We start from the raw sequence: 21,846 nt of genomic DNA, 5'->3' as shown, positions 1-21,846 counted from the left end.
GAGCCTGTCACCTGCTTCCAGGTCGTCAGTAGCCCTTCAACGCCGCCTTGGTCCGTTCCAACCAGGCGGCATTGTGGCTGCGCGCGTGGCGCGACCAGTGCTGGGCATCGTCGATGATGCTGGCGAACAGGCTGCGGGCTTGCTCGCGATCGTCGGGTTGCGGCTGTGCCATCAGCCATTCGGCGTAGAGGCAGCGAGCGGCCGCATCGTTTCCGCATTCCACGGCGCGCTCGAATGCGGCGCGGGTGCCGGGCGCTTGGGTAGCCGCCAGTGCCTGCGCGTAAAGCAGGGTCTGTTCCGGCTTGCGACGCACATCCGGATGGCGGGCGAACAGGCCGTCCAGCGTCTCGACCGCAAGCGCGGGCTGCCCGGAATCGAGGCGGGCACGCGCCAGGCCGGTCAGGATGTAGGGATCGTCGCCCAATGGCGAGCTGGCCGCCTGCTCGAGCAGCGCTCTGGCTTCCTCGGCCTGGCCGGCATCCAGCAGCGTCATGCCCAGGCGAACCCGATTCTGCACGGTGGGCGTGCGCGCCAGTTCGGCACGGGCGTTGCGAAGGTGCTGGCCCGGGTCCATGAGCTGCTTGGCGGAACGGACGACCTGTCGCGCGCCGCGCGAGTGGCGGACTTCAGGGAAGTAGATCGCCAGGAAGTAGACGACGCTGCCGAGTAGCGGGAACGAGAACAGCAGGATGAGCCAGTAGAGACTCTGGCCCGAGCGGATGGCGTGCACCGCGAAGTAGATGGCCGCCAGTACGTGGAGTCCGATTCCGATATAGGGCATGTGTGCCGCCTCGTCCTTGTGAGGGGTGGAACTATATTAGGGGAGGGGTGGGGCGCCAATGGGTCGGGGCAATCGGGCGTGACGCGCCCGAACATGGGCGGTCTTTTCCGGCTGGAGGACTTGCCCCGTGTTGCAGCGGGCAAGAAGTTCTCGACTAAACGGCGTCAAGCGGGCACTTCATGATGGCTCATCCGTGCTTTTGGGCAATTGGACGGGTGTGACAGCCATCGTTATCCAGGGTAAGGGGAGTATCTGCTTTCGATGGCGGATTCATCCGCGCGGATGCTCTGCAGTCGATGCAGAATTTGAACAACTGCTGCATGACTCGGTGCATAAGTGCGAGTGCGTGTGGCAGGCGCGTCAGGCGCCATTAGACCTACAGCGGGTGTCAGCGCATCTGGTGAATGAGACTGGCAACGGCTTTATCGTTGGACGCGGGTTATGCGCCGGCTTGTTAGCATAACGGGATAGATCTAAAATAAAATTGCGTCAAAGGGGTGGCCCGCCACATGGCGAGCTGGAAGAAGCCCCTCAGGCCCCGCCGCAGGGATCGTCAATCACTTGATTGGGCTGCAAAGCAAGGAAAGGTCTTGATTTACAAATACTATTCCAGCAATTCTTCCGACTCGACCAAAGAACTACTTATAAAAATATCTGAAGAATTCACTATCCGCGCGAGCGCTCCCACAAGCTTCAACGACCCATTTGAGTTCAAGGTTCGCGTCAACCTTGAAGCTGACGAAGAGATTGCCAGGAAGAGATTTATTCTAGATAACCCGGGCAAGTCCGAGATGGATTTCACTAACTGGTGGGGTCAGCTGCGTCGTCCGCATGACTGGCATTTTGAGCAGAGAACCCGAAGCGGCCTCTTACAGAGCCTTGGTGTAAGTTGTTTTTCGTCAACTTGCAAAAACCATTTACTCTGGTCGCACTACGCCGCCAGCCATACGGGATTTTGTGTTGGCTTTGACAAGTCACTTATGCAGGATCACGCCGATGTGGTGGGACATGGCGCTGTTGAGTACAAAGAAAGCTCTCCCGTATTTAATTTTTTTACTGAAAATCCTGACGACTTCGCTCGCAAGGCAGTATTCCATAAGTCCTCAGAATGGGAGTATGAGGAAGAATTTAGGATTGTATTTAACACGCCAGGAATAAAGAGCATCCCCATGGAGGCCGTTAAGGAAGTCATCCTTGGTTGCCGCGCATCGGCGAAAATGAAACAGTACGTCCGAACCAAGATTGACTCATCACATGTTAATTACTTCCAGATGGTGGAGAGTCTGTCGTCGTACTCTTTAGAAAAAATGGCGGTAGTGAAAGACGTGTGGCCTATGACTTCACATTTCTAGGCGCTGCTAACGCTACCCAGTAATTCATCCATGCCCGCGACACGATGCCGTCAACTCTGTTCGCAGGCCCGGCATTTGGGGGCTGGTTGCTCAGCCGGCGCCCGCCTTCGCATTGTTGAATCCATCTGCGGCGGGCCAACGTAGGCGGCTTGTCCTGGCATTCGCCGCAGCGGTACTGCGGGCATTCGTGGACTACCAATGGGCCGGGGTAGGGTTCGTGTTGCTGGCGTGGCTGGCGTTCCATTGGCGCCAGCACTGGCTGTTGGTTCTCGCGTTCGCCGCGATCTGCTGGTTCAACGGGAACCAGTGGGCGCCGGCGGCGATCCCGGGTGGCGTGGCTGGTGCCGCGTGGCCGGTGGGCCTTCTACGGTTACTACATGGGCCATCTGGCCTGTCTTGGGTTGGGGGCGCTTATACTGCCGCCATGAGCGTCAGCCATTCCTTTGGCGCTCAAGCCTCAGGGGGATGCCATGCTCACAAGGATTGCGGCCGGATTGCTGCTGTGTGCACTCGCCGCGCCTGCGGTCGCTCAGCAGATTTACAAGTGCGTCACCAAGGCCGGGATCGAATACCAGTCAACGCCGTGCGCGAACGGCGAGGCGGCCAAGACGTGGGCCGCGGAGGTCGCGCCTCGATCTGAGGGCGTTATTGAGAATGAGAGCCGCCTGGACGCCATTCGGCAGCAGAATTCAGCGTCTATCGCGCCTCGACCTGCACCAACGCGGACTGTCTATCGGAATAGCGGTGGCGGCGCTCGTCTCCATAGCATTTCCCAGTACAAGGATCCGGACGCATGCGAGGCCGCCAAGGCTGAGCGAGAGCGTGCTTTCCGCATGTACGGCTCCAACCGGCCCTACATGGTGGGTCGCCGCATGGATGATATGGTCTGGTCGGCCTGCAAATAGCCACCCCCTGAAGAGCTCTTCGTATTGGCGAGTGAGAAATGAAAGACATAGACGAACGTCTTGAACACGCTGACGAGCGCGCCAAAGAATTCTTTGCCCGATTCAATCGGAAGAATGAGTACGCGATCCCGCTGCTCCAAGGTCAACTTTACGCCGAGGAGCAACTTGAAACCATCGTTCTTTCAGTTTTCGATCATCCAGATTGCGTGATCGACGCAAAATTGAATTTTTGGACTAAGACGAAGCTCGCGATGGCGGTAGTCGGGGGAGACCCTCAGTTGTGGTCTGCTCGTAATGAGCTGGCCCACGGCAGAGACGCTGCCCACCTGGAGCGTAAGATCGATTCCCTCATCGCAGCTATGCCGCTTAGACGCGTCGAGCAACTACTCAATGCTCAAACGAGACTGGAACGAATGAAGATCTCAGTAGCCCTCATTTGCGGCTCTCTCGCACGCATCGCGGACAACTGCCAGAGGATATGACTGGGGTGTAGGGGCAGCACCCCTACGGAAGCGCCTCACACGCGCTGGCGAGGCATCGACTCTGGCGCTGGCGGGACACCTATCGATAGGTCAGCGTCGGGACCAGCCATCACCCTGGACAACCGCCGTTGGCAACGTGCCATCTTCGGGCGTGATCAAGCGATCACCGAGGAAAAAGAAAATCCGGCCCAAGGGCCGGTCAAGGCGATACGGTAGTGCGGGTCGAACTCAATCATGCCGCGACCTCATCCTTGGCTGGGGACTGAGGGCGCAGGCAAGAGCCGAGCCAGGGGCCCAGCCATTGCCACGCGGACAAATCCTGAGACCGCAGCTTGCGCCTTGTGGGGCAGGGGGCAGGGAGCAGGGGGCAGGGGGCAGGGGGCAGTGATGCACAAACTATCCTTCCTCGGCCACTGTACCTTTGAGTGCACTAACAGCCATGGCCATAGATATCTTTGTATCAATGAGAGCGTTCGTGTACTCCTGATAGAGCCCTCCTATCTCTTCAGCAAGAACGAGCATCTCCCGAACAAGCTTGTCTTCGGCGTCCGTCAGCTTCACGTCCCCAGCAGGGGGAGTTCGCCCCATGAGCGATCCAGTGAGATAGCCATTTGCGGAGGCCATCAGCCTCCGCAATCCAAGAATGCGAGAGTTAAGACTCGAGATCTTCAGCACGGTAGTGCTGGGGAAGGCAGACAAAACCTCATCGCTGAACGCCATCTCACAGGCGTCCGTCTCAAGGCCCCTCATCACACTCCGAAGATTGGCTACACAGCGTTCGTTTGCAGGTATGTCGAGGAAGCCCTTGATGCTTTCGCTCATCGCGCCCATGCCCACCCCCTTCAACATGGCGCCCGAAAGGTAAACGTCCTTTCTTTCAAGTTCGGCCAATCGCCTCTCTCTTATCTCGTCATTTCTTTGCATATGAGCTTGATGGGCGTAGTACGCCGCAGAGAATCCGATTACCCAAGTTCCTATAGCAGCCACCCAATCAGCAGAATTTCCATTGTTGGCAACAAGATCAACGCCGCGTGGCGCTCCAAATGCAAACCAGCTGGCCACCGCACCAATAGCCGACGCAAGTACGGAAATGACCACAAGGTGTACCGCCCCAAATTTTCGTTCCATGCCATTCCTCTTGGCGACACCGCAGTCATGGGGATTCTGGCATGACCGACCCCATTTTCGCCCATTCCCTGATTGGCGCCTGCATCACGGCCGCATTCGGGGTCGCCGTCCTTCCCCCATTATCCATGTGCTGCTTGCCGCTATCGCTACCAAGCGCACCAGGGAAGACCAGGTCATTGCGCTTGCAAAGGCTGAGATTGCCGCCACCAAGCGCGACTATCTGCTCGCTGCCGCTGAGCTGGACGAAGCACAGAAGGGGCCGTACGCCCCCCCCAGGCGTCCATTTAGCGGATCGAGGCCCGGCTCAGGGGAGGGGGCGAAGACGCCTGCAACAACAACTGTGTTGTCAAACTTCCTCACGAAGCGCGCTCACCAGTTCCCGCAGCCTATAGGCGGCCTCAGTGACAAATCGGCCAGCCTCAACCAGCGCCTGAAGCGGGGCCAAGTCGGCAGGATCAAAGCTCTCCGGTTCCGACTCGTAGTGGGCGATGCTGGCCTGCGCAATATCCTCAAATTGCAAGAGCCGAAGCTCGAGTGCAGTGAGGGCATTGAGAGAGGCGTCATCCAACAAGCTTCTTTCGAAGCCAGCCCAGTTGTGTCGACTCAGCGATTTCTGGATCACATGGAGCATTACCTTCATGAGTTCAAAGGTCGGCTCATCATCTTCGCTGTCCGGCATGACGAAGTCTTCGAGCCTGGCGTGAATCACACCCGCTGTGTTAGCAGCTGCCAGAATCACTGCAAGCCGGGCGTTCTTAGCCATCTTTTCCTTGCGCTCTTGTCGCGCAACCTCATCATGCCGATGCCGATTGGCTTCAAAGGCAAACCAGCACGCGCCGACGCCAACCACCCCGGTGCAAATCGCTGCCACCCAATCCGCTGTACTGCCGGAATCGGCTGCCAAGTCAACTCCTCTCGGGGCTCCGAATGCCCACCAACTAGTGACAGCCCCAACAGCGAATACCCCGATTGTCCAAAGAACAATCCCCGTCGTGCTAATCGCGTGCTTGTCAATGCTCTTCATTCCACCCCCTGCGGCGTCCTTGTCAATATGGGGATTTTGGCATGATCCAACCCCTTCCTGTTTTCGTGCTGCTAGCAGCCATCATGGTCGTCCCATCGGTGCCGCTCACATCTTGTCGTGGCTGCGGGACTGGCTTGATCGCGCCCCCGCCCAGCGCGCCAAGCAAACGGTCATCGTCGCCAAAGCACGCGCCGAGCTGGCTACGTCCGACTGGAGCGCTGAAGACGAAGCCTCGTTCCAAGCCATCCGCGGCAAACAGGGGCGTTTCCTTGAAGCACATGCGGGGGGGGGCGAGCCATGGCCGTTGAAATCACTCGCTTCCGCATGGCTGTCGTTGGCGGGGCAGGGAGCTTTTCCCTGCTTTCGCCCGGTGAAAAGAGGCAGCTGGTAGCGGCGGCAATTGGCCCCGGGAGTAACACGGGCCAAAATGGTCAGCAGGACGCGATCATCGACTACCTGACCATTGTGGTCCCGCTCTCCGCCCTTGAAGAGGTGAACTGCAAGAAGCTGGACCTCTTGCTGCTCCGCATCTTCGGCTTCCGTGGCGAAGTCGTTGCCGGTGCGATTCGTGAGAAGGACTGGAACTTCTACGAGGAGTCGGCGGTGTTGATCGACCGGGAAAACGAGGCGGTTGGTCGTGTCGGCATCGGTGGAAAGAAAAGCACCGTATGCCTGAGTCTCACCGGCATCGGTTGCACTCGGGTGCGTACCTGCGCGGTTCGTACAGCACTGGGAACGAACGCGGCCACAGCCCGATACATCATTTCGCAATCTTGGTACTAAACAGTCCTGTTGCCATGAATAAAAGTCAAACAATCATTACTTTATAAGACTATTGCACCCAAAGCCGTTGCGTAGATCTAACTGACGCCAGTGTTGCGTAGGCGAGAGCCTCAGCAGCAACACATACGCGATAAGTTCGTCGTTAGTGTTGCGCAGTGTTGCGCGTCATCTATGCTGAAAACTGCTCTATCGCCCAATCGTTAGGAAGATGGCATAGTGGGCGGCGAAATTTGGGAGGGAGCCCTTATGCCGAATGCTGCAACCATCACGATTAGGGAGACCTTAGAGCTACTCGATGGTCCGTACGCAGGCGTTAGCGTGGGCGTTAGTGAAGGCGCATACGGATTTTGGCTGGGCTCCGGCATCTCCCGCGACCGGATTGTTGGACTTGATGGCGTCTTAGCGAAGCTTCTTGAATTCCTTCGGAGTCATGAAACAGGCGCGCCGGGCTGTCCTTACCATGACGCACTGACTACGATCATAAATATGGCGGCGCCCAATGCGGGTGAACGCGCTTTGATCAACTATGCGACCCCTGTAAATAGCTGGGGGTGCTTACCGGATCTGCTCAAGCGGTTATGGAAGCAGTACGCCGCAGTGTTGTCAGTTCCGTTCGGCAACGAGCGAAGTGACTACCTGGTCTGGGAAGGCCTTGATTTCGTCCATACTTTTGCAGGCCAAGAGGCAGATGCTGAGCATCTCGCCATAGGCATGCTTGCACTGGAAGGGGCTGTCACAGAGTTGGCTTCCGCCAACTGGGATGGACTGCTCGAAGCCGCCATCGAAGAACTCGGTCATGGCAGCAATTTTTATCGAATTACCGTTACGGGCGAGGACCTTCGCCAAGGAGCCGCCAACGCTACGCTCTACAAGTTTCACGGCTGCGCACTTCGGGCTATTGAGCACGAGGATACTTATCGTCCGCTTATTGTTGCGCGATCCGCACAGATTAGTGGCTGGAACACCAATCAGAAGTTCAAGATTGTCCGCGATCAGCTGTCAGCAGTGGTCCAAAGGCAACGAACACTCATGATTGGCTTGTCTGCGCAAGACGCGAACATCAAGCATCTCTTTGCTGCCGCAAATCAACAGCAGGGCTGGCAATGGAATGCGCAACCCGCACCTATTGTGATATCCGCACAGGATCTCGAGAACGATCAGCGTGAGTTGCTTAGCCTTGTTTATCAGGAAGATGTGTATGAAGCGCATCGTCAAGACATTTGCGAGTCTGCGAGACTGCAGGCCTTTGCCAAACCTCTACTGTTGGCGCTACTACTCCAGGTGATGACCCGCAAGCTTGAAGTGCTCGCCAGTGACGTTAACGCCCCCAATCTCGATCCGACTGCACGTGAGGCCTTTAGCGTAGGCATCCGCCGCCTCAGAGATCGAGCCGCTGAGGCCGGCAACGATGATCGAGCGAAGTTTGCACGCGCCATTGCAGCCACATCAGCTCGGGCGCTTCATCAACTAAGGGACGGTAACAGCCCTGCGGGCGGACAGATCTACTACCCGCTAGACGTACAGCCCGCCCATCTCATGAAAGGCAAGCTTGCGCTGAAGAGCACGGGACAGCGAGAGGCGGCGGCGGGACTGGGATTGATCGGGCTTGGTGAAGCGTCAGAGGCTTGGGCCGTTTCGCTTGACGACCCGTTTGACTCGCGATCTGGCGCATTGCGCCTTGTATCGCAACAATCGAGCGCGAGGGTCTTCTTTGCAGCGGATGACGACAAGATCACCAGCCTCCTGGAAAGCGGCGCATTCGACGAGGAAGAGGGAGACGTAGTAATTATCTGTTCCGGCCGAATCTCGACGCGACAGCAACGTAGTCCAAGGGGAGGTTGGCGTGACGGCAACGTCGGCCCGCGCTACCTACCACTGGGGCCCATGTTGTATGAAATCAACAATATAGATGAATTGCAGGAGCGATTCAGAGGAGAGATCGGCCTGTGAGTACGAGCGATCAAGTAGTCGACATCCTCGTGGAGCAAGGCGGCTATCGCTTGCTCCCGCAGCCGCTCAAAATCGGATCACAGCCATTTGAGTTTACTCATGCGCTAGTCGCCGAAAGACGGGCGAATGACTTGGTCATTGTGATGGAACTTAAAGGAAGCACCGCCGACCATCTAGTTGCACGTCGGATGCTCGCACTCACCCGCGCGCTCGATGTTCTGCACTCTAAGCGTCCGGTCACGGTGGTTTTCACAACAGGACAGCCGGGCCGCGAGATATTGAACTCTATTGGCAGGGTGTGTCGGATTCTGTCCGTCGGCAATCCAACCGGTCCCGAGGCGACTGACACTCTCCGCGACTGGCTTGCGGCGTTGCTCCCATTCGTGCAGCCGGCCGCTACCGATATCAAGCTTGACTGGGAAGCCGATCTACGACGATTCATGCCAGACAGTGCGAGTGGCCCTCTCGCGGAAGCACTCATCGCTGCTGCTCCACAAGGGAGAGAGTGTGTGGAGTCAGTACTTGCAGACAGCTTTAATCGGACGGTTCAGCCTTCACTGGATCGCGCAGGAGCGCCGGAATGAACGCCCCTCGGCTCAAAAGTATCGTAATTGAGAATTTTCGCAGCCTGCATGGCAAGGTTGTAGTGCCACTCGATGCTCAAGTTGTGCTGATTCACGGAACAAATGGCATGGGCAAGACGAGCATCTTGTCTGCCATTGAATTGGGCTTGACTGGTCGTGTTGCACACCTCTCGACCCAAGGTGAACTTTACAAGTCATATTTGACGAATCTTGGATGCAATGAGGGATCAATTTCTATCGCCACGACTTCGCCTCTCGGTAGCGGTGGCAATGCCGCCGGATCGGTGAAGTTCAGCGATCGGACCTTCAGCGCTCAGGCACTGCTTGGTACAGATGACTGCCGATTCTTCAGCGAGCGCTGCTATCTGCCACAGGCAACCCTTGGTCGATTGTTGGAAATCTACGACGAGCAAAAGACTGGATCAGCCTCACCACTTACGCTGTTCGTAAAGGAACTACTGGGCCTCGATCCTCTTGATGCGCTTGTCGACGGGCTCGATCCAGCATTTCACGTTGCACGGGTTCGCAGAATCGCCCCAGACTATCGACACCTTGAAGCACTGAAGCAATCCATCTCGAATCAGGCGGGAGCGCTAGAGAAGGAAATTGCTGCGGTGACGCAGGACGCGGAACGTCGTCGCGACAATCTGAACGCATTGCTTATTGAGATTGCCGCGTTGGACGGTGAAGAGACTGCCGCAGAAGTAACTACCGCGTCCGCGCTGCCTCTAATTTCCGCTGCGCTCATGACCTCACACGAACAGGATCGTAGGCTGGGTGAATTAGGGCGGCGGTTGACTGAACTACAAGGCCTGGAAGCACGATGGAAGGCTTTGCCGCCCGGAGACGCCAGTAGAGATCAGGCCGACAGGGAGCGTGCCGCTCACGCTGCCGCGCACGCTGTGGAGGCTTGGCGTGACCAAGATGGTGCCGCCCTGGAAAGTGCGATTTCTGAAGTGCGTGCTCTTTTTGCAGATATCCCCTCGCTGGAAGATGGACCCGAGAAGAGCAGAGTCGAAGCCTTGCGCCGGGCCGAGGTTGAGGAGACGCGGTGCTCCAAACTGTTAAAGCTGCACAGTGAAGCCTTGGATCGTAGCAATCAATTGCGTGCCGTAGAGCAACGGGCACGAAGCAGGGTGGACGAAATCAACGAAAGCCTCTCTGGAGCAATGCGAGACGCGAAAGCTCTTGCAAGTGCACTTGCTGGCATTGTTCCTCACATCGAAGACGAGATCTGTCCGGTTTGTGATCGCGACTTTTCTGATCTTCATTCCGGTCCGCTTTCGGCGCAAGTCGCCGCACGAATTGCGACGCTTACAAGCGAGGCCGGGCGTCTTCAGGCCTTGGCCAGCGAGCGCGCAGAGGAGGCTCGACGCATTACGGAGGCTCAGCGGGAGTTGCTTGGTCTGAATGGCACTGTGCTCTCGGCAGAGGATCTCGCGGAGCACACGCTGCGACGCGCGCGAATGGCGGATTCTTGCCGACAACTGCGCGAACTCGCTGAGGTTGCGGAACGTGGCACCTCACTTATGGCCAGAGCCTCTTCCGCACGAAATGAGGTCAGTATGGCACGCCGCCATAGCGAGCAAACGAGCTCGGTGCTGCCGGACTTGCGCGAGCTTGTTGTTCAGATCACTGGGCGGGAAGTATCTACCTATTCTGGCCTTGATGAAGCCATTGCCAATTCGTTCGTCGAAATGAGCTCGGCAATTGATAGCGCATCGCGCTTAGCAGACCTGCGCATGAAGTGCATTTCAGAGATCAGCCGCCATACTCATGAATTAGAGAGAATTCGTGATCTGAAATCCAGCCTGGGCGATAACGTGAAAAGGCTTGAGGACACCAAACAGGCGTTGAAAGAAGTTGAGAATGACCGTATTCGAGCAAAGCAGGTATCCGAGGCTGCCAGTGCGGTTCGATCCGGGATCATCCATCAGGTGTTCAGCACCTCGCTCAATCGAACATGGCGTGATCTGTTCGTGCGGCTCGCGCCTTCAGAGCAGTTTGTGCCGGCTTTCCGCCTTCCACAGGATCGGTCTGGTCAGCTCGAAGCCGTCTTGGAAACCATACATCGGTCAGGCAAGCCATCGGGCTCGCCAGGAGCGATGCTAAGCCAAGGTAACCTCAATACGGCGGCACTTACGCTGTTTCTTGCTCTGCATTTGTCAGTAGAAGCACGCATGCCTTGGCTGGTGCTAGACGACCCCGTTCAGTCGATGGACGATGTACATATCGCCCAGTTTGCTGCTCTTCTGCGAACACTAGCAAAGGGGTTGGGCCGCCAAGTCATCATCGCAATTCACGAACGCGCCTTGTTCGATTACCTCACTCTCGAACTTAGCCCTGCGTTCCCAGGCGACAGCCTCATTACAGTGGAGGTCTCACGCACATTTGAAGGAGATGCTGTAGCCAGCCCCACTGTCCACGGGTTTGTGAGGGATGGCGCCATTGCGGCGTGACGACGGGTGCGAGCGATGTAATCATCAGCTAGAAGATCAGTGAGAGAGGATCGCTGGCTAGGCTACGGTTCCGCATCGGTCCTTTTGGGATGACGTTTTACTCCAGCCCGAAGTTGATGGAGGCGCTTTGCCATCCGGCATTCAACTTCGGAATGCGTAAGATTAGGGCGAGTATTCGCCAGACTAGTAGCGACCTTCTCCTTCAGCCATGTGTCGTAAGGCAATTGGACTTTTTCGTCTCCTGCCTTCACTGAGCCTGGATCACGGTGATCATTCATAGCTAGGATGTACTCCTGAGGACGCGATCTGAACAAGAAGAATTACTTCTTCTCCTCGAAGGGCTTCCGGATGCCAAAGGGACACTGCAGCTCAACGCTTTTACGAAAGCCATCGCGCGATGTTTGCCACCGACAGTCTGCTGGGGCGACTGATCCGAAGACCTTCGCAGTGGCGGATTGGTCTTTGCGTATCCAGAGCACGATAGGCTTGCATCCCGGCTGTTGATGCCGGCGTGCCGTTGTACCGGCTTAACCAGTAGATCATCTGCAGAAACTGCCCATGACTGAAAGCAATAGCATGGGCTTCACCACCCCCCACATCAAGCGACTCGAGCCCGTCAGAAGCTCTCTTAATCAGCGTGGAGAATGATTCGGCACCCGGCCCATCCACATAGTCTGGGTCTCCGCGCCGCCAGTACTCATCCACCCATTGCTTTCGCTCAGCAGGGGTTGTTCCCGCACACCTGACAGGGCATAGATAGGTGAACTCCTGTAAGGGTAGCTGGTGGACATCGAGACCAAACCGCTCTGCGGTGGGTGATGCTGTCTGAAGTGACCGCAGGTACGGGGAGCTCCAAAGAGCTATCGGTGGGGACGGGAACGCAGATTGCGCCAGCTCTCTGGCTTGCACCTTCCCCGCGGATGTCAAGGGAATCGACGCGGGATCGTGCGTTGCCAGGCCGGCATTTGCCAAACTTTCTGCGTGCCTAATCAGCGTTAGCATCTCCCACACCTCTTGATCGGGGCCGTAGCGGCGCCGCTTGAGTTAGCCTATCTGAACATCACGCGGACTTCGGTGCCTTCAGTCGCGGGCGAATGCGCTTTGCCCCGATGATGAGGTCTGTATTGGCATCAAGAAAGGCCCCCATGTCGCTGCGTCGCTGAAGCGCCTTCGCAGGAATCTCAATATTCAGCCTCCTTGCAATCGATACGGCATAGCTCACTTGGGCAGATGTAGGAGGCTTCAGGTCCCAATCGAGACAATCCGATAGAACTGGCAAGAGACGCCTCGAGATGCGAACGGCCAATTCCTGTCGCTCGGGGTCGTGGGCGAGGCGCTCCTATTGCTCCTGTATAGCCTCAAGCAGGCCAGGCGAGGCGCCCAGATCTAGCAGGAGGTCGTAATCGGGATCAATTAGAAGCAGCGCCATGGCTTCAACCTTTGATACTTATAAGTAGTCTACCTTTGAGGTGGTAGCTATAGAAGTAGCCGAGGGCCAATCCTGTGCATCATGGAGGAAGAGAACTTCGCCCTCCGACTTGGCTCCGCCATTCGAACCAGCCGACTGGCGTCCGGCTGGAGCCAAGAGCGATTCGCGGACGCGATATCGATGCATCGGGCGTACTACAGCGCGATAGAGCGTGGCGAGAAGAACATCGCCCTAGGCACTTTGGTCCGCCTTGCCAATGGGCTAGGCCTCAGGCCATCCGAGCTGCTAGCCGCTGCGGGCCTCTAATCTGACCGGAAGTTGAGGGTAGGGCGGACTTGGGGCCAGCTCTCCACTTATCGCCCCCGCACAGCGTCCCATGAGCAGACTCAGCCACCTCTCCCAGGGGCCAATGGGCAGGGTGGGGCGCGCTTCAATCGACCATTTGGCGACCATTGCACCCCGGCAATCTCAGTATTCAATTTCATTGAACTGAAGCAACAGAGGCACCCCGGTCGGTAGCTCACCTCGGCGGCGATTACCGGCTAGCCGGCCTGGTGAAGGCCGGTGATGACGGCAGGTTTCAGGTTGGCGCGGGAGGCCTAAGCGGCGGCAGTCCCACCGGCCGGGCCGGGACCAAGGACCAGCCACTGCATGTGTCGAACCACGCTCATGGCTCAATAGCCCCTTGCGTGAACAGGGTCTCATTGGCATGTCGCAGGGCCACCTGCAGCTCCTGCACCTGGTGCTCCTCGCGACGCTGTTCCTGTTCACGCTGGTCTCTGACAGAGATAAGGCAGTGCTCAAGGGACTCTCTGGCATGCTCGTGCTTCTGCTCCAAGGAGCCCGCATGGCTTTTGAATCTGCGCACTGAGGTTGTCAGACTCTTGTCGGGCCTATTCAAGGGCCTGATTGCGTTCATGCGGCTCGCCTTGCAATTGCTCTTGCGCCAAGGTAATCACCGCCTCGGCCTCGCCGTGCAGCCGTTCGGCCAGGCGAGCAACCAAGTCCTGCAGAGCGTCGCTGACCGCGACGCGGGTGCCTATGCGTAGCTCGTCCTGCCCTTCCAGCTCATTACCGCCATCTGACGTTGTGCCCAGCTGATGCCATCCCAACGCGCAGGAGAATTCTGCGACCTGAGGGTTGGACATTGTGGTGACAACCGAGGAAGGAGGACCCGTAAGCGCACGTACAGTCACGCTCATCGGTATCCGGCTGTTCGGCCTTGGTCGGCATCGGCATTGCCTAGCCTTCCAAAATAGCGCCTCGCAGAGAAGGGCTTGACAAGCCAAGGGGATGGGGCGTAATTCTTGGCCTGAACAAAAGCTGAGTCGCGTGCCAACCTTCAGTCAAGGATGTAACGGACATGATTTCTGCTAGGGACAGGCGGGAGGGAAAGGCTCCCCGCACTACTTATCGCAGCCTGCGGCTTTGCTCGCTCATCGCGGGCGTGGCCCTTACGTTCGGGGCCGGATTCGAGGCCTCAGCCCAGAGCGGGATTTTCAACTACCAAGAGTATGAGAAGCGGGTAAAGAGCGCGCAGTCGCTTGCCGCCATTTCTGCCGATCAGGTGTTCGGGGATCGGACTTCGGGTTTCGACGGCAGCACCGAGTTCTTTGTCGAAGACGTCTCCATTCCCGGTAACTTTGATCTTCCTGTCAGTGTCGCCCGGCGCTTTGGAGTGGAGGCGGTCAACCGAGGCTTTCGCTATAGCGAGGCCAAAGGGCTGACGCTCTTCGACGACTGGGAAATCGTTGTCCCCCACATGTCCGGCGTATGGACCAAGGGCGCCGGGTGGATCACGGGCGATCGAGGGGCGCAGACCACGCAGCGTTGTACGGTCAATAAGGCGCCCTTCCTATTGGAGACATGGGGTTATGCCAACATCGGCTTTGGAATCGACGTGAAGTGGCAGGGTGGAAACGGCGAGGAGCTTTTGATTGCTGACGATCCATCCTACGCCTCGGCGCCAGGCTTGGAGGCGCCCAAGTGGATGACGGCCTCCAGGGCGCGGTTCACTTGTCTGGCCGCAACGCGCAACGGCTATCCGGGCGAGGCGTTTGTTGGGCACACCCCTGATGGAAAGAAGTACTTCTTCGACTGGGGCGTGGAAAGGCCTTATGCGACGGCTCAGTTCAGCGATGGCGCTGCCAATCGTTCGGTGGGACGTAAGCGGGTCTATCTGCTGGCATCGCGTGTGGAGGACCGCTATGGAAACTGGGTGTCCTACAGCTACAACGGGGACAAACTGACCAAAATCGAGTCCAGCGACGGTCGCCGGATTGACCTGAGCTACGACGGCGACGGCCGGGTGACCAGCGTGGCCGCGAATGGGCGCGTGTGGCGATATACGTACGTAGGCGACACCGACAGCAATGACGGCGGCTTGTCCCAGGTGGCACTTCCCGATGGTTCCGCGTGGACCTACAGTCATCGCGGGCGGCTTCAGTCCAGCTTTCCCTACCGCAAAGCCGATGATGAAGGCGGGTGTGAGATCCGGGCCGGCCAAGAGCCTCCGCCCACGCAGATGACGGTGGTCTCACCCTCAGGTGCTCGAGGTGTATTCGACTTTGAAATGGAGTTGTTTGTTCGCTCCGATCCGTGCAATGGACTGACGCCTCCATACTACCAAGCCTGGTCCCTGAAGAAGCGCACCATCACCGGGCCCGGCCTGCCTTCTATGGTCAGCACGCGAAGCTACAACCTGCAGTTGCCGGGAAGCGGTCGCTGGTCCAGCCTGACCAAACCGGATGGAACACAGATTCGCGAGCGCTATGGCGCAAATCCAGCACTGAATGAGCGCAAGCTTCTGCAAAAGCAGACGCTGGACGCAGCGGGCCAAGTACAGCGGGACGAGTTCTACACCTATACCTTTGGCTCCGAGACCGGCCCGTTCAGGGCGCGGGTTGGGCACTCGATCGGGGTCCAAGCGGGTCAGTTCCTGGCAGGTATGCTTAGTGCGCTGAGCGAGAGCCAGTTCTCTCAGGATGGTGATACCTATCGTGTGGTCTACAGCGACTTCAACCGCAATGCTCGTCCGGCGCGGGTGACCTACACCGGTCCTTCCGGAACCAAGGCCGAGATCAGAGAGCATTTGGATACGGCCAGCCCTTGGGTCCAAGATCAGGTACTGAGCGTCAAGGAAGCCGCATCGGGGAAGGTCACCACGCAGTACGCGTACGACAGCATGGCCAAGCCCAACGCTGTCTATCGTGCTGGAGCGTTGCTGCAGAGCGTCGTTTACGCTTCCGATGGCACGATCAGCACGGTGCGTGACGGAAAGGGGAACCAGACGCAGATCCAGGACTGGTATCGCGGCGTGCCGCGATTGGTCATCAATCCCGATGGCACCACCAATCGCATGTCGACAGATGGAAACGGGTGGATCACTTCCACCACGGACGCGCTACAAAGGACTACTTCCTATCTGCACGATCCGATGGGCCGCGTGCGCGAAGTCCAACCGCCGGTCGATGAGAACCAGTGGGCCAAGACTACCATCTCGTTCCGTCAGGTCGCGGCCGATGAGTACGGCCTTTCGCCGGGGCACTGGCGAGTCGATAACGCCCAAGGGGCACGGCGCCAGGAAACCTATCTCGACGCGCTTTGGCAGCCACGCTTGGTCCGTGAGTACGATGCCAACGACGTCACCGGTACCCAGCGATGGGTTAGAAATAGCTACGACACCGAAGGCCGTCCGACGTTCACCTCCTATCCTTCAAGGGATAGCGCTGTGGCGACCGGCACCTGGACCGAGTACGACGCGCTCGGGAGGAAGACCTCTTCGTCCCAAGACAGCGAGCAGGGCCTGCTGATCACAACCATTGGCTACAGCAACAATGCCACGACCACTGTCGTCGACCCGCTTGGCCATCAGACCATTACCCGTTTCGATGCCTTTGAGGGGCCGGACTATGAGAAACCGGCACAGATCATTCGTGCCGACGGCAGCAAAGTCAGCATCAAACGCAACGCATTTGGCCTTACGACCGAAGTAGCCCAGTCCGCCAACTGAAAATATGTCAAGGATGGCACGCGTGAACGCTGAAAAACTACGGATGACTGTGGTTGCTGTGCTGGGCCTTCTCTTTGCCTTCTTCTGCCAGGTAGCACATGCCCAAGCCTGGATCGAGCTGGCAGGCCCTGCGCAACGGTCCTATACGGCACCTGCAACTTATCAGTTGGAGTTCAAGAGTGGCGTCAGAGGCACAGGACCGAAGGCAGAGTACCTGTCTGGCATCCAGCTCACACGCAATGGTCAGGTGATTTCCCAGCTTCCGAACGGGACATACACCGAAAATGGCATCTCTCCGGGGAGCTACCAGTATGTCTTCAGGGCCTTTGCCATCCGCAATGTCAATGGCGATGAGTTCACGCGGGAGCTAACCTCACCGGTCATTACGATCACGGTGACCGCGCCACCCGCACCCTTTGACGGCGCAGAGTATGTTTCGGCGAGCTGGCCGGGTTCGGGCGATCGAGGAACGCCGTTCAGTGGCACGGTGACGTTCCGCAACACCGGAAATACGACGTGGCGGGCAAGTGATGGCTATCGGCTCGGGCAGGCCGAACGTTACGTTTCCAGCGCTGCGAAGCTGGGAATTGCCGAGATGGCCGTTCCCCATGACGTGGCGCCAGGTGGCACAGCGACCTTCTCCTTCAAGGGAACGGCGGCCACTGACAACGGACCGAGCACGGTTCAGTGGCAGATGAACCGCAACGGTGTTCGCTTCGGAGGCACCAGTAACGAGCAGACCTTTGAGACAACAGGAAGGCTCAATCGCGGCGTCATGTATGAGCAAGAGGTCCCGACCAGCATGGAGGCGGGACGGACCTATCGCGTCAAGCTCAAATTCGTCAACACGGGCAATACCACCTGGTCGGCCGCGGGCGGCTATGCCCTGGGGTCCTGGAATCCCAATGACAATGTCCGCTGGGGCAAGTCACGGGTGCCGGTGCCCAATGACGTAAGTTATCAGTCGCCAGCGTTCTTTGAATTTGACGTGGTCGCTCCTCCGTTGCCCGGCGTCTACAGCTTCCAATGGCGATTGCTGGAAGAGGGCAAAGAGTGGTTTGGCCGGGAAAGCGACAATGTTCAGGTCACGGTCAACGGCCCCCCTTCCAAGGTCATCGGCAACGTCGATGGCGTCACCAGCGACGGCCAGATTCGAGGCTGGGCATGCTCGACGGGCATTGAGGCTTCCATTGATCTTCATGTCTACACGGGCGGGGCCTTCGGCAATGGCGGCACGATCTTCCTGACCGGCAAGGCCGATCAGGCCAGCGAGCCTGCCGTGGCTGCCTCGTGCAAGGCGGGGGGCAATCACCGCTTCTCGATCCCGATGAGCAACGAGCAGCGGCGTCAACGCGCCGGGCAATCGATCCATGTCCATGGCATCTCTCCCGTGGGTCAGCCTAACAACGTCATTGGCGGCTCGGGAGTCTTCACCGTTCCGGCAGCGCCCAGCGGCACGGTATCGGTGGCCCCGGCGATGTGCCAGATTGCATCGGGCGCGCAGACCTGTAACGTCACCCTGGCCTGGTCGGCCACGGATGCGCGCGCAGAACTCAAGCGTGATGGTGGTGCCGTGGTGGGCAGTGGTGCGAACGGTTCCCTCGTTGTACCGATTGGCGCGGGTACGAATCGATTCACGCTTTCGGTCGCCGGCGATGTGATTGCCCAGACGGTGGCCACCGCAAAGGCCGCGCCTACGGCGCCCGTCAATCCTGACAATCCGGCCCCAACCGTGGCCCGGCGATACGTCTATGACGACAACCTCCGGCTGTGCAAGGTCATCGAGCCAGAAACAGGGGCGACCGTGCTTGGCTACGATGCGGCCGGAAACATTGCTTGGAGTGCAACAGGACTCGATTTGCCCAGCCTGACGGCATGTGATCGTGAGTCACCGCAGATTGCTGCTCGTCGCATTTCCCGCAACTACGATTCCAGCAATCGCCTCCAGGCCGTTGTCTATCCTGATGGCCTGGGTGATCAGCAGCTGGAGTACACCCCTACCGGTCAGCTGAAGAGCGAACGGGTCTTCAATCAGGACCGGGTGCCGGTGGTTACCACCCGCACCTACAACTCACTCGGGGCGTTGGCCAGTCAGAGCCGTGTCGTGGGCAATGCGGGCGTGAGAACCTTGGCCTTCGGCTACGACTCGCTGGGACAGCACATCCGCACCGACTATCCCGATGGCTACTCAGTCCGGCAATCCGTGAACGCCTTGGGTCAGCCGGTGCGGTTGCAGGACGGTAGTGGTGCGGTGCTCGCCAGCAACATCGTCTACGCTCCCAGCGGCGAAGCCATCGCGCTTACCTACGGCAATGGCATCGTTCGTAGCGTGACTGAGAACGCGCGTCAACTGACCGGTCGCGTCGTCGACGGTGGTGTGGTCGATCTGAACTACAGCTATGACGCGGCGGGAAACATCACCCAGATCCGCGATGGCGTGCGCGGTGATCCTGGGACAATCAGCCTGGGCTACGATCGCCTTGATCGACTGGTTCAAGCCAGCGCTTCAGCCTATGGCGGCAATGGGCAGTACACGTTCGGCTATGACACGCTGGACAACATCGTCTCGATGCGATTGCCCGGCAAGCGCGAGCGCACGTTCCACTACGACGCCCGCAATCGTCTGGAGCTGTTGCGTGATCCAAGTGGCAATGGCGTGTCTGGCTTCTCCTATGACAGCGCCGGCAATCTGGCGGTGCGCAACGGCCAGAAGCTCACCTACGACATGGGCGGTCAGCTGCGTTCTGTGGGAGGGGCGCAGAAGTACTACTATGACGGAGCAGGACTCCGTGCCTACGCATCAGCATCAGCTTCGTCGCCATCAGAGAGCCCACCCGGATTGGGCGCCCCCCCCATCACCGGGACCCATGGCTGGGATAACTCCATCCCAGGACGCGGAGGCAGTGAATTGGCTCTCTTGGCAGGTGATCTGGACCGCACTTGGCACTACTTGGTGGGCGGGGAACTGATCGAATCCACCCAGGACGGGGAAACTTCCGACTACGTCTACCTCGGCAAGCGGCTGCTGGCGATTCGTACCAATTCTCCCGCCGGTACAAAGCTCACTTACCTGCATCATGACGCGCTCAATAGCTTGGCGGCCACGAGCGGTGCCAATGGAGCAGTACTCACGCGCCACTTCTGGTCGCCGTATGGCGAGGTCGATGCGGCACCTTCTGCAAATATCCCCGGCTACTCCGGTCATCTTGCAGATGCCGATACCGGGTTGGTCTACATGGGGTTGCGTTACTACGATCCACAGTTGGCAAGATTCGTCTCTCCCGATCCATTGGCGGCGAGCAGCTCCGGCGGGCCGAATTTCAATCGCTATCGGTACGCCAGCAACAACCCGTTCCGGTTCTCAGACCCGACTGGGGCGTGCGATCAGATGACCGGGTCTCATATCTGCAATGGCAGTGGTTTCGCGGGAGCCAACCTTAGTGGTGCTCCCCAAACGCCGGGCGGAGTTCCCAAGCACAACCCCAACGCCACGGCCCCTGCGGAGGCAGTCAAGGCGACCGGGTTTGATGCTTTCGCGGAGTACTTCGGTGAACGGAACTGGTTCATCGGACCAGGAAGCTTGACCGATCTCGACGCGGTGTCGGAAGCAATTTTCGTTCCCCTGATGAATTCGCCAGCAGGATCAACCGCGACAGGCGGTCTCAAGCTCGCCTCTGCCATGGTCGTACTACGCGAAGCCAATGCCGCAAGGGGCGCAGCCGGTCCGGCAAGCAGCCTAGCAAATGCAGCCCTCCTAAGGATGCAGTTGAAGGCCGAGTCAGTAGCCGGCGCACTACTGCCCTCCAAGATCACCGGTTACTCTACGCATGGGCTGAATCGGGCGATCTCTCGCGATGGCGTGGGTGTGGCACCGGGCGCAATACTCGATGCAGTCAGGAACCCGCTGAGCATCACCGGACAAAGTGGCGGGCGCTTCATGATGACAGGGAAAGATGCCGTGGTGATCGTCAACCACCAAGGGAAGGTGATTACCACCTGGGCAACAAACGCAGCGGGGGTTCGATGACTAGGCGTACTACGAAAAACGAACAACAGATGTTGTCCTTGGCCGAAAAGGTTCTTGCCGCTCGACATGCTGCACCTGTGCTTGCAGAGCGATTGGCAGGTAGTCAAGTTACGTCGGACGACCGCAAAGCGATCATCGAAGTGATTGCGGCCGAATTGTGCGAAAAGGGCTTCGACGCTGATTCGGAGCCCTCTGCGTACGGGCAAGAGCTTGAGCGGTTGATCGACTACGTGAACCGGCCGAACCTGAAGTAGCGCGTCGTACTCAACTTTCGCCTTCGAAGATGTCCGCTCTATTCAGCCCGAGATCGTCGATGGCGAAACGCAAGCTCAAAGCTACCCGGTCTTCGGCTGGCCCTCATGCTGGGTATCCAGTTGATGCCCAGACTCCGAAATATCAAGCATCTGGCATTCTTCCGGCTCGGACCAAGTATGGCCTATAAGAACATCCAGGCATTGTTCGGGCGACGTCCCCCCGAGATTGAGTAGCGCGGCGGTTTGGAGTCCAATCCTCAATGACAAGGAGACTGGACGTGAAGAATCGCTTTTCCGAAGAACAGATCATCGGCTTATTGCGCGAAGCCGAGGCGGGCATGCCGATCAAGGACCTGTGCCGCCAGCATGGCTTCAGCGAGGCCTCGTACTACCTGTGGCGTGGCAAGTTCGGTGGCATGAGCGTGCCCGACGCCAAGCGGCTCAAGGACCTGGAGGCGGAGAACACACGGCTGAGGGAGCTGCTGGCCGAGCAGGTTTTCGAGAACGACATCATCAAGGATGAGTTGCGAAAAAAGTGGTGACCGCACCGGCGCGCAGGTTGCTGGTGCGGAGCATGGTCGAGAAAGGACTGAGCGAGCGGCGTGCGCTGTTCGTTGCACGCATGAGCGCCAGCGCGCCGCGTTACGAACCCAGGCAGGCTGTGGCACGCTATCGC

General features: G+C 58.4%; 13 protein-coding genes and 3 pseudogenes. 12 read left to right on the top strand and 4 right to left on the bottom strand.

Translation table 11 applies throughout. The features are described from left to right. Positions 1 to 25: 25 nt before the first annotated feature. Positions 26 to 781, bottom strand: a complete 756-nt coding sequence (locus N5E02_RS00480) for a tetratricopeptide repeat protein (protein WP_188238600.1) — start codon at positions 779 to 781, stop codon at positions 26 to 28. Positions 782 to 1,290: 509 nt separating this feature from the next. Between N5E02_RS00480 and N5E02_RS00475 the strand changes: the two genes are divergently transcribed. Together N5E02_RS00475 and N5E02_RS00470 are read left to right on the top strand one after the other, a co-directional pair. After that, positions 1,291 to 2,133: a DUF2971 domain-containing protein gene (locus tag N5E02_RS00475; RefSeq protein ID WP_188238601.1), complete on the top strand. Its 843-nt coding sequence runs from the start codon at positions 1,291 to 1,293 to the stop codon at positions 2,131 to 2,133. Positions 2,134 to 3,076: 943 nt separating this feature from the next. After that, positions 3,077 to 3,520 (top strand): hypothetical protein, encoded by a 444-nt coding sequence (locus N5E02_RS00470; RefSeq protein WP_188238603.1) that lies wholly within the window; start codon positions 3,077 to 3,079, stop codon positions 3,518 to 3,520. A gap of 396 nt (positions 3,521 to 3,916) precedes the next feature. On the opposite strand, the gene N5E02_RS00465 is transcribed toward N5E02_RS00470, so the two are convergent. Together N5E02_RS00465 and N5E02_RS00460 are read right to left on the bottom strand one after the other, a co-directional pair. Continuing rightward, on the bottom strand, positions 3,917 to 4,648 hold the full coding sequence (locus N5E02_RS00465; RefSeq protein ID WP_188238604.1) for a hypothetical protein: 732 nt from the start codon (positions 4,646 to 4,648) through the stop codon (positions 3,917 to 3,919). 346 nt (positions 4,649 to 4,994) lie between these two features. Then, complete coding sequence (locus N5E02_RS00460) at positions 4,995 to 5,552, bottom strand: hypothetical protein (protein ID WP_188238605.1); 558 nt, start codon at positions 5,550 to 5,552, stop codon at positions 4,995 to 4,997. A 417-nt stretch (positions 5,553 to 5,969) separates the two neighbouring features. On the opposite strand from N5E02_RS00460, the gene N5E02_RS00455 reads away from it, so the two are divergent. From N5E02_RS00455 to N5E02_RS00435, 5 genes are all read left to right on the top strand, one after another. Next, the gene (locus N5E02_RS00455) at positions 5,970 to 6,455 is read left to right on the top strand and encodes a hypothetical protein (RefSeq protein WP_279945694.1); all 486 of its coding nucleotides are present in this window, start codon (positions 5,970 to 5,972) and stop codon (positions 6,453 to 6,455) included. 246 nt (positions 6,456 to 6,701) lie between these two features. Next, positions 6,702 to 8,405, top strand: coding sequence for an SIR2 family protein (locus tag N5E02_RS00450; protein WP_279945693.1), 1,704 nt, complete (start codon positions 6,702 to 6,704; stop codon positions 8,403 to 8,405). Continuing rightward, positions 8,402 to 8,989: a hypothetical protein gene (locus tag N5E02_RS00445; protein ID WP_279945692.1), complete on the top strand. Its 588-nt coding sequence runs from the start codon at positions 8,402 to 8,404 to the stop codon at positions 8,987 to 8,989. The genes N5E02_RS00450 and N5E02_RS00445 overlap by 4 nt, the downstream gene beginning before the upstream one ends. Continuing rightward, complete coding sequence (locus tag N5E02_RS00440; protein WP_279945691.1) at positions 8,986 to 11,448, top strand: AAA family ATPase; 2,463 nt, start codon at positions 8,986 to 8,988, stop codon at positions 11,446 to 11,448. Before N5E02_RS00445 ends, N5E02_RS00440 begins: the two co-directional genes overlap by 4 nt. Before the next feature lie 1,510 nt (positions 11,449 to 12,958). Then, a complete protein-coding gene (locus N5E02_RS00435) occupies positions 12,959 to 13,183 on the top strand; it encodes a helix-turn-helix transcriptional regulator (protein ID WP_279945690.1) in 225 nt (74 codons plus the stop codon). 388 nt (positions 13,184 to 13,571) lie between these two features. Here the strand turns inward: N5E02_RS00435 and N5E02_RS00430 are convergent. Then, a pseudogene (locus N5E02_RS00430) lies at positions 13,572 to 13,947 on the bottom strand (DNA-binding protein); the annotation flags it as partial. Between the two features lie 293 nt (positions 13,948 to 14,240). Here N5E02_RS00430 and N5E02_RS00425 point away from each other — a divergent pair. From N5E02_RS00425 to N5E02_RS00405, 5 genes and pseudogenes are all read left to right on the top strand, one after another. Continuing rightward, positions 14,241 to 16,889 (top strand): sugar-binding protein, encoded by a 2,649-nt coding sequence (locus N5E02_RS00425; RefSeq protein WP_279945689.1) that lies wholly within the window; start codon positions 14,241 to 14,243, stop codon positions 16,887 to 16,889. Between the two features lie 22 nt (positions 16,890 to 16,911). After that, the gene (locus tag N5E02_RS00420) at positions 16,912 to 20,916 is read left to right on the top strand and encodes an RHS repeat-associated core domain-containing protein (RefSeq protein ID WP_279945688.1); all 4,005 of its coding nucleotides are present in this window, start codon (positions 16,912 to 16,914) and stop codon (positions 20,914 to 20,916) included. A gap of 29 nt (positions 20,917 to 20,945) precedes the next feature. Next, positions 20,946 to 21,170: a hypothetical protein gene (locus N5E02_RS00415; RefSeq protein ID WP_279945687.1), complete on the top strand. Its 225-nt coding sequence runs from the start codon at positions 20,946 to 20,948 to the stop codon at positions 21,168 to 21,170. A 40-nt stretch (positions 21,171 to 21,210) separates the two neighbouring features. Beyond that, positions 21,211 to 21,380 (top strand): annotated as a pseudogene (locus N5E02_RS00410) (Tn3 family transposase); the annotation flags it as partial. Positions 21,381 to 21,430: 50 nt separating this feature from the next. Next, positions 21,431 to 21,825: pseudogene (locus N5E02_RS00405) on the top strand (transposase); the annotation flags it as partial. Positions 21,826 to 21,846: the final 21 nt, after the last annotated feature.

This window comes from Stenotrophomonas sp. GD03777 (assembly GCF_029842485.1).
Taxonomy (GTDB): Bacteria; Pseudomonadota; Gammaproteobacteria; order Xanthomonadales; family Xanthomonadaceae; genus Stenotrophomonas; species Stenotrophomonas sepilia.
This window is presented reverse-complemented; position numbering and strand designations above follow the sequence as displayed.

What these genes read in the sequence shown, in the direction of transcription:
- N5E02_RS00480 (WP_188238600.1), bottom strand. Translation starts at nt 781, where the DNA reads ATGCCCTATATCGGAATCGGACTCCACGTACTGGCGGCCATCTACTTC.
- N5E02_RS00475 (WP_188238601.1), top strand. Translation starts at nt 1,291, where the DNA reads ATGGCGAGCTGGAAGAAGCCCCTCAGGCCCCGCCGCAGGGATCGTCAA.
- N5E02_RS00470 (WP_188238603.1), top strand. Translation starts at nt 3,077, where the DNA reads ATGAAAGACATAGACGAACGTCTTGAACACGCTGACGAGCGCGCCAAA.
- N5E02_RS00465 (WP_188238604.1), bottom strand. Translation starts at nt 4,648, where the DNA reads ATGGAACGAAAATTTGGGGCGGTACACCTTGTGGTCATTTCCGTACTT.
- N5E02_RS00455 (WP_279945694.1), top strand. Translation starts at nt 5,970, where the DNA reads ATGGCCGTTGAAATCACTCGCTTCCGCATGGCTGTCGTTGGCGGGGCA.
- N5E02_RS00450 (WP_279945693.1), top strand. Translation starts at nt 6,702, where the DNA reads ATGCCGAATGCTGCAACCATCACGATTAGGGAGACCTTAGAGCTACTC.
- N5E02_RS00440 (WP_279945691.1), top strand. Translation starts at nt 8,986, where the DNA reads ATGAACGCCCCTCGGCTCAAAAGTATCGTAATTGAGAATTTTCGCAGC.
- N5E02_RS00435 (WP_279945690.1), top strand. Translation starts at nt 12,959, where the DNA reads ATGGAGGAAGAGAACTTCGCCCTCCGACTTGGCTCCGCCATTCGAACC.
- N5E02_RS00425 (WP_279945689.1), top strand. Translation starts at nt 14,241, where the DNA reads ATGATTTCTGCTAGGGACAGGCGGGAGGGAAAGGCTCCCCGCACTACT.
- N5E02_RS00415 (WP_279945687.1), top strand. Translation starts at nt 20,946, where the DNA reads ATGTTGTCCTTGGCCGAAAAGGTTCTTGCCGCTCGACATGCTGCACCT.